Source organism: Algoriphagus sp. 10J20-15 (assembly GCF_055809615.1).
In genome coordinates this window covers 1-13,739 of the sequence record NZ_JBVVUG010000040.1, presented here as the reverse complement: position 1 = coordinate 13,739, position 13,739 = coordinate 1, and the positions used below count along the sequence as shown (strand labels likewise).

Sequence of the window (13,739 nt, the reverse complement as noted above, 5' to 3'; positions counted from 1 at the left end):
ACAATAAGGTAACTGAAAATTTCTCGGTTTCAGCCTTGATAGGTGGAAACATAAGAATGGAAGAGTACAGTACAAACAGTATGTCTACTGCAGGTGGACTTTCTGTTCCTAATTTGTATAACATCAGTGCATCTGTTGATAGACCAAATACGTCTAACTACTTCAGTCAGCGTCAGGTGAACTCAATCTTTGCTCAAGCTAGCTTTGGTTGGAAAGAAATTGTTTTTGTGGATGGATCTATCCGTCGTGATTACGATTCTGTTCTTCCTACTACAAGTAATGCCTTTACTTATCCAGCGATTTCCGCATCATTCATATTCTCTGAATTGTTGCCAACTACTAACATCTTATCATTTGGTAAGCTACGTGCAGGTTATGCTGAAGTAGGTGGAGAGCTTAGTCCATATCAATTGGATCCGGCGTTCTCTTTGGGTACTCCATATAATGGTAACCCAACGATGACTTATCCTAACTCATTGATTGACCCGAATCTTCGTGCTTCCACTACAGGAGCAATTGAAGGTGGTATCGAATTAGCTTTCTTACAAGGTAGAATTAGAACTGATTTCTCTTACTACTATTATGATAACACTAATGAGATCCTAAGTACAGAGGTGCCAAGTACAACTGGTATTTCTTCTTACACCATCAACGCAGGTAAAACCTTTACTAGAGGTTGGGATGCTACAATCGGAAGATGTTTTCCGGTACAGACTGCTAACTTCAATTGGGATGTAAACTTCAATATTGCGAGAAGTAGAAACGTAATCGAAGAAATTTCTCCAGGTATCGATGCGATCCAACTTGTCGGATTCTTAGGTAACCGTGTAGGCGGTGGATGGGGATCTATCTCAGCCAGAGCTAAAGTAGGTGAAGATTGGGGAACTATCATCGGTGAAAAATTCCAAAGAGACGAAGCTGGAAACATCCTAATCGATGATGGCTATCCAATGACTGAGCAAAACCAAGTTTTAGGTACAGTACTTCCTGATTATACTGGTGGTATTTTCAATAGAGTTACTTATAAAGGTTTTGAATTGAGTTTCACAATTGACTGGCAAATGGGTGGTAAAATCAACTCTATCACCAACATGTTTAATGCATACTCAGGTCTGAGGTGAAATGACAGTAGGTAATAACGACAGAGGTACTCCAATGCGTGATCCAGTTGCAGATGGTGGTGGATTGAGATTCGACGGTGTTTTTGCAGATGGAACTGAAAACAACATCTATCTAGAAGCATCTGAATACTTTAAGTCTCAATTTGCACTTCATGAGGCTTGGGTTTATGACGCAAGTTATGTGAAGCTTCGTGAAATCAGATTGGGTTATAGCCTTCCACAGTCTCTTCTTCAGAGAACTAATTTTGTTAGAACTGCATCTTTTGCGGTAGTAGCAAACAACCCATGGTTGATTAAGACTAATGTCCACCTGGTTTGGATCCTTCTCGAAGTGAGTGGTGATACTAGAAATTCCAGAAACAATGGTGCTTGGGTAGATTCAGGTCAATTGCCTGCTACTCGTTCTATCGGTTTTGACATTCGTCTAGGATTCTAAAATAAAGAAACATGAAAAATTCAATTTCAAAATATATACTTGTAGGGTTGATTGCCGTAGGGGTAACATCCTGTGATCTAGGTGATTTTGGTGATACCAACGTCAACCCAAATCAAACTACACAAGCTATCCCTTCTTCGCTTTTGACCAACTCAATCAACGGGCTGAAGGGTACTATAGATGATCCTACTGGATCACTATATTCCCAATACCTAGCAAATTCGCAATACACCAGTGCTGATAACTATCAGACGATCATCTTCAATTACGGAGGCTATTACAGTGGGGTATTGATGGATTTGGAGCAAATCATCATAATGAATACTGATGAGGAGACTAAATCTGAAGCTTCGCTATATGGTTCAAATGAGAACCAGATTGCTGTAGCTCAAATTCTTCAGTCGTACTATTTCAGTTTCATTACCGACAGATGGGGTGACATTCCTTATTCTGAGGCTTTGAATATTGATGAGGGAGTTCGTCAGCCTTCTTTTGATCCTCAATCAGAAGTTTATGCTGGGGTATTGGCTACACTGAAAACAGCACAGGGAAATATTTCCTCTACTGCTCCTGTACAAGGTGATATCCTTTTTGATGGGGATATGGATATGTGGAAAAAGTTTGCAAATACGATCAGAATGAAAATGGCATTGAGAATGTCTGAAGTGGATCCTTCCACAGCAGCTGCAGAATTTTCTTCTGCTATCAATGACGGTGTGATTGCATTAGACAATAGCGAGAACATTTTCTATGCAAACTTGCCTGAAGCAGCTTTCCAGAATGCTTGGTATGCACGTTTCCTTACTCGCCGTGATTATGCTGTTGCCAATACTTTGGTGAACAGAATGCAGACTACTGCAAACGGTGGAGTACTTAACGTATCAATGGATCCAAGACTTCCTGAATATGCAGATCCTACTGACATCGGTGGTAAGTATGTTGGTATGCCTTATGGTCTTAGTGAAGCAAGAGCTGGTGCAATCTCTAATTCAGACGTTTCTTTCTTGAATGCTGATTTGAGAGCACAAGCTGCTCCAAACTATATCTTTACTTCTGCTCAGGTTCTTTTCTCTATGGCTGAGGCTGTGCAGAGAGGCTGGATATCAGGTGATGCTGAAGCACTTTACTACCAGGGTGTTAAGGCTTCTCTTGATCAGTACGGTGTTGGTGACGGATATGCAAATTACATTACCAATACATGGGTACAGTATGATGCTTCTAAAGCTATGGAGCAAATCCTTACTCAGAAATGGATTGCTAACTTCCTAAATGGTTACGAATCTTGGGCTGAATGGAGAAGAACAGGTTATCCTGATCTGAAGCCAGGCGAAGATGCACTTAACGATAGCAAGCAAATCCCAGTACGTCAGGCTTATCCTTTATTTGAGCTGAACCTTAACTCAACTAACTACGACGCAGTAGTTGCACGTCAAGGTGCTGATGGATTGGATACACCAGTATGGTGGGATAAATAATATTAACTAAATACCATAAAATGCCATCTGCAAGTTGTAGATGGCATTTTTATGCTATTTGCCCACTATGAAAAAAAAACTACAGCCAATAATTATATTTTTATTACTTCTCAATGCAACTTTTCTCTTTGGTCAATCAGTTGAAAAAACTGTTGTATTTGATCAAAATTACGTTGAAACACCGCTTCCAGAAGTATTAGAAGATCTTGAAAACCTATTTCAAATCCGTTTTTTCTACAAAGAAGATTGGGGGATAGATGCTTTTCTTGTAATCGGATCCAAAGGGCAAAACGCTATCGAAACTATCAATAGTTTGTTGAGCACCTACGGTTTTAGCATTGTTCCCTATAGAGACCTTTTTGTAGTGGTAAATCAGGAAGGCCTGGAAGCTTATCGCTATGAACAATGGGATGAAGAAGACCTTAATCTTAAGCAATATCAATTAATAGGTACTGGCAAACCGGAAAATTCCAATATGCCAGTGACCCTCACCGGTCATATTAAAGATGCAGGTGAAAATGAAGCATTAATAGGAGCTAGTATTCAAGTAGTAGATAGTTCCGAAGGAGTTATTACAGATTTGGATGGCAACTATGAACTATCAATCATTCCAGGTAAATATAAACTACTGGTACAATATTCAGGATATGAACCTAAGTCTATCGATGTTCAGGTAATTAACTCCGGTGAATTGGATGTGGAACTTTTTAATGAAACGCTGAAGCTAGAAGAATTCACGATTACCGCTAGAAGTCAGGAAGTTTCAGTTTCTGAGAAAATCGCCGGCAGGGAGATTTTGGATATTGCTGTGATTAGAAGCCTACCCACATTTATGGGAGAAGTAGATCCGATCAAAAGCCTAATCTTCTCTCCCGGGCGTGAGTTCCGTGGGAGAAGGCTCATCGGGATTTAATGTAAGAGGTGGTGATCTAGGCCGAAAATCTAGTAATGATGGACGGCGCAATTGTTTACAACAGCTCACATTTATTTGGCTTTTTCGGAGCTTTCAATTCTGATCTAATCAGAGATGTGGAAATTTATAAGGGTGGTGGGCCCGCCAATTATGGAGGTAGAGTTTCCTCTGTGCTCAATGTAAATCTACGAAATGGCAATTCACAAGACATAGATGTACAAGGTGGTATAGGATTGATTTCATCCAGACTTCTGGTAGAAGGTCCATTAAGGAAAGATAAAACCACTTTTCTGCTCTCAGGTAGGACCGCATATCCTAATTGGATGCTAAAGCAGATGAAAGACCCAGATCTCTACCAAAGTGCTGCTGGATTTTATGATGTGAACTTCAAAATAAATCATACTATTGATGAAAAAAACGTGCTCACTTTTTCCAGCTATCTGAGCGATGACAATTTCGAATTTGCTTCTGACACTGCCTATGTGTGGAAAACTAAGCTGGGGATACTAAAATGGGGTCATCGATTTAGCAACAAGTTCTTGATGCAGACTCAGGTGGTGGTCAGTGACTTTCAAAGTAACATCAGAAATACTCAAGAAAGCTATGATTTTGACTATACCTCAGGCATTCTAAACTATCAAGGAAAAGTCGATTTCTCCTATGAAATGGGCACAGCGCATAAGTTGGATTTTGGCATAAGTTCGCTTTACTATTCCTTTAACAACGGGAATTTTAACCCTGGCTCTGAAAATACTACCTCAGAAGAAATTCACATACCCGAAGAGTATGCTTTAGAAAGTGCTATTTATGTCAATGATGAATTTGTTATTTCTCCTAAAGCTTCTCTTGTCTACGGTATACGTGTATCTAATTACCTAGCTCTCGGTGGGACATATTACGATTTTGATCCCAATCAGCCTAAGTCTACAGCGACGATTACAGATACCTTGAGTTTTGGTCAAAATGAAGTAGCCAAAACGTACATTGGATTAGAGCCACGAGCATCTTTTCGTTGGCTCGTTACCCCTACCAGTTCTTTGAAGCTTAGCTATTACAGAACCAATCAGTATATACATTTGATATCTAATACTGCTGCGATCTCTCCGGTAAATTATTGGAAATACTTCTGGCTACAATCTTTCCCCTTCAATTGCGGATCAATACACCATTGGCCTCTTTAAAAATTGGAAAGATAACCTCTTCGAAATATCAGTAGAAGGATATTACAAGAATATACAGCAGGTAGTAGATTATAAAAATGCTGCCTCTATTTTGCTGAATGGAGAACCTGGATGCGGACCTTATTCAAGGTGAAGGACGCGCATATGGCGCTGAATTCCTATTGCGTAAAAATCGAGGAAAGCTCACAGGATGGCTAGGATACACCTATTCGCGAAGCTTGAGAAAATTTGATGAATCCCAATTTGACGAGGAGAAGATAAATGGCGGTGATTTCTTTGCTGCCAATTATGACAAACCGCACGACATCTCGTTGGTGATGAATTATAAGGTGAGTAGAAGGCTTGCAATGAACTTAAACTTTGCATATTCTACAGGAAGGCCGATCACAGTTCCTGTTTCCAAATTCCAATATGAAGACATACTTTCTGTTTTGAATTTCTCTGATCGAAATCAATATAGGGTGCCGGATTACCATAGACTAGACTTGGCCTTTACCTTGAAAAGTGGCCTGAAAAAAGAGAAAGCAATTGACGGAGAGTGGGTATTCTCCCTATATAATGTTTATGGAAGAAAAAACCCGTTCTCAGTGTATTTCACGCAAAGAGGCAATGCATTTCAGCTTTCGGTGCTGGGAAGCGCATTCCCATCAATCTCTTACAATTTTAAAATATAAAGATGCGACAGAGTTATATTATTGCGCTTCTATTGATTTTGACGGCATGCATAGAGCCAATTTCTTTTGAGACAGGAAGTGAGCCTAGACGCCTAGTTGTTGATGGGTTTATTTCCAATATTTCTTTTGCAGATCAATCTAAAAAACCTGCTCCACCAAGCCGCTTTTATGTGGCAGTACGATGGACTAGTCCCGTGAATAATGTGTTAGATGAGGTGATTTCAGATGCTACAGTTACCTTAATTTCATCTGATGGAGAAAGTTTTGGATACTTCTGGGATGAAGACGAGCAGCGATATCTGATCCGTGATGTGAATTTTTCTGCTAAAGAAAATGTGGATTACAAGATTCAGATTCAAACATCCGAAGGCAAAGTCTATGAATCGAATAACGATAAGTTGCATCCCGCTCCTGAGCTGGAGGATATTGATGTAGAATACAAATCAATTTTGAAAAGTATATCTGTGGGAAATCAGACAGAGATCGTACAGCAGCGCGGTATCCAAATTTCGGTTCCTTTAGATGAGCATGGTGGTGAAGAATACTATTACCGCTGGAAAATAGTGCCAAGCTGGATATTTGAGACTTCTCGACTTCCCGAAGAAAACATTAATAAGCGATGCTATGTCACTAATCTGTATGAATATCAGTCCATAAGTGTATGGGAAGATAAGGCTGGTGGATATAATCGGGATTTGTTTTTTCTTGAAACAGACGACAATGAGCAACTTCAATACGGATACTCTACCCTAATTACTCAATACAGCCTATCTCCGCAAGGATTTCAATTTTGGGACCAACTGGCTACTCAGCAGCAGAGTGGAGGAGGGATTTTTGATCCTCCGCCATTTTCTCTGGTCACCAATATTAAAAATGTGGACAATCCGGAAGAAGCAGTTTCAGGTTTTTTCTACGTTGCACATGAATCTTCCTATAGATGGAAACTTACCCCATCTGATCTACCTTATACACTTACGTTCTTAGATCCTTGTGAGCCTCTCCCTGGTGTGCCTTTTATTCCTCCTCCAGGCTGTTCTAATTGTCTAGAATACAGAGGATCATATACAGAAAATACCAACCAACAACCGATATGGTGGGACCAAAATTGAAAATATTAACCCTGGCATTGTGTTGTGCAGTGTTCACTAATTTTGTCTCTTTGGGGCAATCAGCCTCACTTAAGGTAAGAATGCTCGTTTCTTCTTCTCTGTATGTAAGCGGGGATTTGGTTGCCTTGCAGTTACAGACACTTGATTCGGAAGGGAAACCAGCGCGGGAAGGCAGCCTGATTAATTTGTACCTAGTTGACCATTCAGGAAGTACTGTCGCTATCGAGCGCTTCAATTCGGCTAAGCAGGATGCTGATCAAGCTTTTTTGTTGCCTGAAGAATTGAGTACGGGTAATTATAAATTGGTAGCTCAAATTCAAGGCTCAAGGTTTCAAACCGAAGCATTGATTCATGTTTATAGCCCTACGATTTTTTCCTCCACAGCATTACCTGAAAATGCAAATCCAGAGCTAGGAGCACATGTTATACAAGCTTCTGAAGCAGGTGAAAATATACTATGGAAAGTAGATGAAGGCAGTTTTAGTATTTCTTCTGAAACCTTAGATTTTGGGCTATTGGCAGTCAAGGTTTTTGACCCGTTATTAGAAGGGTATCCTGTATTAGGCCATGTGAAAGAATCAGAATTAAATGAAGAGACTAAGGTGTCATTTAAGTTGAAACCGCCCTATAATGATCCAAATTCGAGAATCTCGGTGTTTTTTCTCGATCAAGGATTAGTGGAAGAATACAACATGCGGGATAGTGCTTCTATGGAAGAAGAATTATTGAAGCACCAAGGTTCTTCATCGGTTTGGGCTTATCAGTTTGGCAATTTGGGAGAACCTCTAGGGGAAGTGACAGTGAATCTTTCTGATTGGAAAAATAAGCAGTTTAGTTCCTTTGATAACACCGTGCCTTTTGATGATGCGGTGGTAAATATTCTGGATCACAAAAGAAAGCGTAAATACATAGATCAGATCTATAGAACTGATTTCGATAATTACGAGCCTTTCCTACAAAAATCAGATCATGTAGCTCCCGATCAGGTGTATTTTTCTAAGGATTATGAAGGAATTGCTACGCTTCGAGAGGCGTTTTCCGGGATTGTATCAAAAGCATCAGTGAAGCGAACTAAAGATGGCTACGAACTCATTCTATCTCCTGCGAATGCAGGTTTTCGATATGAGAAAAGCCCCCTGATTTTATTCAATGGATCGCCCATTTTTCAATTTGGTGATTTGATAGAAACTCCCATGCACCAGATTTATTCGATTTCGGTCTACAATTCATTTCAGTCACAGAAGCGCTTTGGCATACTCGGACGGTTTGGTGTGGTAAGTATAGAAATGAAGCCTGAATTCGACGATCCATTAGTTGCTGAGAAGGAAGGTTATCCATTTTATTTGGGAATCAATGATCTGGTGCAAATCAACTCAGAAGAAATTGATCCCTCAACCCCTGACTTAAGGCCAGTGCTCCTTTGGGATGCTGGCGAGGCTATCAACTTTGAAAACTCTCAAACGCTGGAATGGGAAGGTTCAGATGTGAAAGGAAATCATGTGATATGGGTGGATTTGCTGAAAAAGGACGGAACATCGTTACAATGGTCGCAGCCCCTTCCGCAGCAATCCACCCAGAAGTAACTTATCTCACGCTATAACTTTGCATAAATGGTTGACCATTGGAGGCTACTCCCTCTAGCAATAATCTGCCACTAAATTTCTCCAAATAGGCTCCAACTTTGGTAGGATCCTTTGCTGGCTCATTATTTATTCGGGTGATTACAAATCCCTCTCTTAGTCCAAGTTCTCTGAGATAACCTCTAGTGAGGCCAGTGATTTTAATACCATAGTCCACTCCAAATTTATCCTTTTCGATGGTGTTTACAGCTTCCAGTCTAGCTCCGAGAATCCCTGAACTATAAAACTCCCGTTTGATTACTCCGCTGCCTCCTTCTAAATTCTGAAGTTTTAGATTGGCGGATTTCGCATTCCCATTTCTCAAATAGGTAACTGGTAGTTGGTCGCCAGGATAGTAATAGGAAAGTGTCTCTTCAAAGCTGCCTTTACCTGTAATTGGTTGAGAACCCAGTTTGGTAATCACATCATTTCGCTGCAGGCCAGCTCTTTCTGCAGCACCGTCTTTAATTACATGAGTTACGATCACACCATCCAGTGTTTTGATATTCATTTCTTCCGCCAATTCTGGTGTGATTTCGACTGCCTCGATTCCAGGGATCGCTTTTTGAACCTCACCGTATTGGATCAAGTCATTGGATACTTTCATCGCAATATCCACCGGAACCGCGAATCCATAACCAGTATAAGAACCGGTTCTGGACAAGATAGCCGTATTAATTCCGACCAATTCTCCATTGACATTTACTAAAGCACCGCCTGAGTTTCCTGGGTTAATCGGAGCGTCAGTCTGGATGAAGCTCTCTAAAGGAAAGTCTCCTCCAAGAATATTGATTTGACGCTCTTTTGCAGATACTATCCCCGCAGTCACGGTGGAAGTAAGGTTAAATGGATTTCCTACGGCTAGGACCCATTCACCGATTTTCAAATCGCGGCTGCTTCCTCGCTTGATTGAAGGAAGGTTTTCTCCTTCAATTTTCAACACTGCTATATCCGTGTTTTTATCAGTACCGACTAAAGTAGCTTTGTAGGTCCTTTTTTTATGTACAACTTCAATGGTTTCAGCTCGATCAATTACGTGGTTGTTGGTGATAATATATCCATCACCTGAGATAATCACGCCGGAACCTGTGCTTACTTGCTGTGAAGGTGCACCTCCGCCACCAAAGAAATAGTCAAACATGCTATATCTTCTTGGATCTGTTCCTGAAAAGTTTTTGATGAAGACCACTGATTCTGTGCTGTTTTCTGAAGCGTCCACAAAGGATATGGGAGCATCAGCACTTGAGCGGGATGAAATGGGTTGATATTGCGAAGCGAAATTTACTTCTGTTTTGGTATCGTTTGGAAAATCAGAGAATTGCTCTGATTCATTGAAGTTGATAGTTGTCCAAACTGCAGCTCCGGCCAAGCCTGCCAGAAAGGAAACTCCGGTTGTTTTGAATAGACTGTTCATAGATGAATCATTTTATCAATTTGACGAGTGTGAAAGTTTTCCGTTGAATAAATTCACATTTTTTAAGTTCCTAAACAGGATAAACGCTCTCTTTATTGCTTGAATATTATGCCATTTGGCAAAAACTGACGATTTGTACGAGGAAAAGTGGGAGCATCTTGTAATTTTGTCAGCTATTGAGAAAACTCTTCAAATCATTAAGGGTTTTAATTACTCGACAATCCCAAACTGAATGACAGAACCCAAACGCGTAGCCATCCTGGGCAGCACCGGAAGCATTGGTACTCAAACCCTAGAGGTAATTCGTCAGCATCCTGAAGACTTTATCGTAGAGGTTCTTACGGCCCAAAATAATGCAGATTTACTTATAACTCAGGCTCTGGAGTTTTCTCCAAATGTCGTGGTAATAGGGAATGAGAGCTTGTATGAAAAAGTACGTGATGTCTTACAGCCAAAGGATATCAAAGTGTATGCAGGCACCAAAGCAATTGCACAGGTAGTAGAAATGGATACGATCGATGTAGTTTTGACTGCATTGGTAGGTTATTCTGGCCTTATTCCTACGGTAAATGCTATTAAAACAGGCAAGCAAATTGCCTTAGCAAATAAAGAAACACTTGTTGTAGCCGGAGAAATTATCACTGCTCTCGCAAAAGAAAACCGAGTGAATATTTATCCTGTGGATTCTGAACATTCAGCGATTTTTCAATGTCTGATCGGTGAATTCCATAACCCAATCGAAAAGATTATTCTGACAGCTTCCGGCGGTCCTTTCAGAGGAAAAGATAGAAAATTCCTGGAGACAGTGACGCGTGAACAAGCCCTCAAGCATCCTAATTGGGATATGGGTGCCAAAATCACGATTGACTCAGCTTCCTTGATGAATAAGGGGCTGGAAGATGATTGAAGCAAAGTGGCTCTTTGGCCTGAAAACCGAACAGATAGATGTAGTCGTACATCCACAGAGTATCATTCATTCTATGGTGCAATTTGAGGATGGATCTATAAAAGCACAACTTGGATTGCCGGATATGCGTATCCCAATTCAGTTTGCCCTAAGCTTTCCGGATCGATTAAAAAGTGATTTCGAAAGATTTGACTTTATGAATTACCCTCAATTGACCTTCGAGCAGCCGGATTAAAGACTTTTCAAAACCTTCAATTAGCATATGATGCTCTTGCAAAAGGCGGTACAGCACCGTGCGTCTTGAATGCTGCCAATGAAATTGCAGTAGCTGCTTTCTTGAATAAAGAAGTTGGTTTTCTAGAAATGTCGGATTTGATTGGCGAAACTCTCGAAAAAGCTGAGTTTATTGCACATCCAAATTTGGAAGATTATGTGGAGATGGATATGCGGGCGAGAGAAATTACAAAAGAACTAATAACGAATAAAGTATAATGGATACCTTAATTATGGTGGGCCAGTTGCTCCTTGGATTATCAATCCTAGTGGGTTTACATGAGTTTGGGCCACTTGCTTACCGCCAAGATGTTTGGCATGAGAGTAGAGAAATTTTCTATCGGATTTCCTCCCAAAATTGCTGGTTTCCAGTGGGGAGAAACGGAATATTCTATAGGAGCAATTCCGCTTGGAGGATTTGTGAAAATCTCCGGAATGGTGGACGAATCTATGGACGCCGACCAAATGGCAGGTCCTCCTCAACCATGGGAATTCAGATCTAAACCAGCTTGGCAGCGCTTAATCGTAATGCTGGGAGGTATAATCGTAAATGTAGTTACAGGTATTGTCATTTTTGTAATCTTGGTTTATAACAATGGTCGAGACTTATTTTTCTCGTGATCAAGTAGTAGAAAACGGTATAGAAGCGCTGGAAATCGGTGAATCTATTGGCTTGAAAACAGGGGATAAGATTTTGGATATTAATGGTGAACCTTACCAATCCATTAACGATTTGACTGCTGGTTCGGCTTTGCTTAGCGAAAATGGGTATTACACTGTTGAGCGTGGAGACGAGATTATCAAAGTAGAAATCCCTAGAGGTTTTATCAATTCCTTCAACAGTCAGGAAGCAATTAACAGCTTTGTCGAAATTCGATATCCTTTTGAATTACTCAAAATAGACGAAGGTGGTGCTGCTGAGAAAGCTGGAATTACCATCGATGATAAGATTCTGTCTGTAAATGATAAGGCCATCACTTACTTCGACGAACTTAAAACTGAGCTTGCAAAAGCTAAAGATCAAGAAGCCGATATTGAATTGTTGACTAGCGCTAATGATACTATTCATACAATGGTGGGAAGTGACTGATCGAGGCACTATAGATATTGCTGTGAATCCTTTGATCGATATGGTTCAACGCAAATATGGTTTTGCGGAAGCACTGAAAAAAGGAACTACCAAAGCATTCACAGTAGTCATTGTAAATGCAAAAGCAATGGGCAAGATGTTTACAGGTGAAGTCTCTACCAAAAACGTCAGCGGGCCTATAGGAATGGCAAAAATCTACGGGGATACTTGGAACTGGACTAAGTTCTGGACAATTACCGGTTTGATTTCTATGATTCTGGCATTTATGAATCTCTTGCCTATTCCAGCTTTGGATGGTGGTCATGTGATATTCCTGCTTTATGAAATGATTTCCGGTCGTGCGCCTTCTGATAGATTCCTTGAGAATGCTCAGAAAGTCGGAATGGTCATACTCCTCGGCTTTGATGGTTTTTGCGATCGGAAATGACGTGCTGAAGCTGTTTACTGGAGAGGGATAAGATCATTGAGAAATCTGACGAATTCAAAGCCGGGAGAAATCTTCGGCTTTTTTTGTTTTTAATGAGCTCTAAAGTCCGTTCAAACTATTTTGAACTAATCTGTTGTTGCATAAACTTAATCTTATTATCTAGCGGCAAATTAGACTTTATGATTAAAATTTTAGGATTAGCAGCTTGTATATTGTTAATGTGCACGCCTTTTATTTATGCCCAAGGTCAGAGTGGTTTTATTGAGGAGTCAGTTTGGTCAAATATTAATCCTGCTACTGGAAGTAGTTCGGACTTTATTGTTACAAAAGAAGGTACTAAGCTCTTTGGTGCAATCCTCAGAACTGCTGAACTCACAGATTATAGTAAAGTAGATTTTGCTTACCAAGGCAATACAAGTTCTTATCTTCCTACTGATCTGCAGGCTTTTGGCCTAACAGAAGGTCATTTATTCTTAAGTAAGAGACGTCCAGATGCCTCGGAATTAGAGTTTGTCCAAGTACTATTTTCGGGAAAGCTTTCAGTTGGATTATAGAAGAGGTAATTATTATATCGATAATGGGGTTGAAATCCAGCAGTTAAAAGAATATAGCCAAGATATCTCCGTAGATGGAGAAAAACGTAGCCGCCTCATCAAATTGTATGTATCTACTTTAAAAGTACTTACAGCCGGAGATTGCCGGCTTAGAGCTTAACGGCTTGATAGAAAAATCTAACTTGGAAGAGCAGGATTTTATCAAGATTCTCACTCAATATCACGAATGTGAGGGACTACCATATAAGCTGTATATAGATCGGGTTAAATTTGTAAGCATTTCTCCTATAGTTTCCTTAGGTATCGGGTCAAGTTTTACGAATTCCTCAGATATTCCTGACAATGCAAATTACAATTTTAGTAATTCTTTAGATTATCGAGCTTTTGCAGGTGTTAGATTACATGATTTTAGAAGATTCCCAAAATCATCAATAGAGTCTTCGAATTGGATATGTAACTCGCTCAACAACTTATGACGCTAGTTATGAGGTGAGACATGAGATTGCTACCGGAACTCAGAAGTTTAAAGAAAGTGGTGTTCATTAT

9 protein-coding genes and 3 pseudogenes are annotated in these 13,739 nt (G+C 40.2%); 11 read left to right on the top strand and 1 reads right to left on the bottom strand.

The genetic code is table 11. The annotated features are described in order from the left end of the window. Nucleotides 1-8: 8 nt before the first annotated feature. The 8 genes and pseudogenes from AC0L6R_RS17125 to AC0L6R_RS17090 all read left to right on the top strand — a co-directional run. A pseudogene (locus AC0L6R_RS17125) lies at nucleotides 9-1,121 on the top strand (TonB-dependent receptor domain-containing protein); the annotation flags it as partial. A gap of 1 nt (nucleotide 1,122) precedes the next feature. Further along, a complete protein-coding gene (locus AC0L6R_RS17120; RefSeq protein WP_473272286.1) occupies nucleotides 1,123-1,557 on the top strand; it encodes a hypothetical protein in 435 nt (144 codons plus the stop codon). Nucleotides 1,558-1,568: 11 nt separating this feature from the next. Then, nucleotides 1,569-3,032: a SusD/RagB family nutrient-binding outer membrane lipoprotein gene (locus AC0L6R_RS17115; protein WP_473272285.1), complete on the top strand. Its 1,464-nt coding sequence runs from the start codon at nucleotides 1,569-1,571 to the stop codon at nucleotides 3,030-3,032. A gap of 67 nt (nucleotides 3,033-3,099) precedes the next feature. Then, nucleotides 3,100-3,945 (top strand): carboxypeptidase-like regulatory domain-containing protein, encoded by an 846-nt coding sequence (locus AC0L6R_RS17110; protein ID WP_473272284.1) that lies wholly within the window; start codon nucleotides 3,100-3,102, stop codon nucleotides 3,943-3,945. Between the two features lie 38 nt (nucleotides 3,946-3,983). Further along, a complete protein-coding gene (locus AC0L6R_RS17105) occupies nucleotides 3,984-5,126 on the top strand; it encodes a TonB-dependent receptor plug domain-containing protein (protein ID WP_473272283.1) in 1,143 nt (380 codons plus the stop codon). Between the two features lie 98 nt (nucleotides 5,127-5,224). Beyond that, the gene (locus AC0L6R_RS17100; protein WP_473272281.1) at nucleotides 5,225-5,800 is read left to right on the top strand and encodes a hypothetical protein; all 576 of its coding nucleotides are present in this window, start codon (nucleotides 5,225-5,227) and stop codon (nucleotides 5,798-5,800) included. A gap of 2 nt (nucleotides 5,801-5,802) precedes the next feature. Further along, nucleotides 5,803-6,909 carry a DUF4249 domain-containing protein gene (locus AC0L6R_RS17095; protein ID WP_473272280.1) on the top strand — a complete coding sequence of 369 codons (1,107 nt, stop codon included), beginning with the start codon at nucleotides 5,803-5,805 and terminating at the stop codon, nucleotides 6,907-6,909. A 50-nt stretch (nucleotides 6,910-6,959) separates the two neighbouring features. Further along, nucleotides 6,960-8,492, top strand: a complete 1,533-nt coding sequence (locus tag AC0L6R_RS17090; protein ID WP_473272279.1) for a hypothetical protein — start codon at nucleotides 6,960-6,962, stop codon at nucleotides 8,490-8,492. Between the two features lies 1 nt (nucleotide 8,493). Here the strand turns inward: AC0L6R_RS17090 and AC0L6R_RS17085 are convergent, their stop codons facing one another. Next, nucleotides 8,494-9,942: a S1C family serine protease gene (locus AC0L6R_RS17085; RefSeq protein ID WP_473272278.1), complete on the bottom strand. Its 1,449-nt coding sequence runs from the start codon at nucleotides 9,940-9,942 to the stop codon at nucleotides 8,494-8,496. Nucleotides 9,943-10,174: 232 nt separating this feature from the next. Here AC0L6R_RS17085 and AC0L6R_RS17080 point away from each other — a divergent pair. From AC0L6R_RS17080 to AC0L6R_RS17070, 3 genes and pseudogenes are all read left to right on the top strand, one after another. Then, nucleotides 10,175-11,341: pseudogene (locus tag AC0L6R_RS17080) on the top strand (1-deoxy-D-xylulose-5-phosphate reductoisomerase). Then, a pseudogene (gene rseP / locus AC0L6R_RS17075) lies at nucleotides 11,341-12,670 on the top strand (RIP metalloprotease RseP). The pseudogenes AC0L6R_RS17080 and rseP overlap by 1 nt, the downstream one beginning before the upstream one ends. Nucleotides 12,671-12,818: 148 nt before the next feature. Further along, nucleotides 12,819-13,193, top strand: coding sequence for a hypothetical protein (locus AC0L6R_RS17070; protein WP_473272277.1), 375 nt, complete (start codon nucleotides 12,819-12,821; stop codon nucleotides 13,191-13,193). Nucleotides 13,194-13,739: the final 546 nt, after the last annotated feature.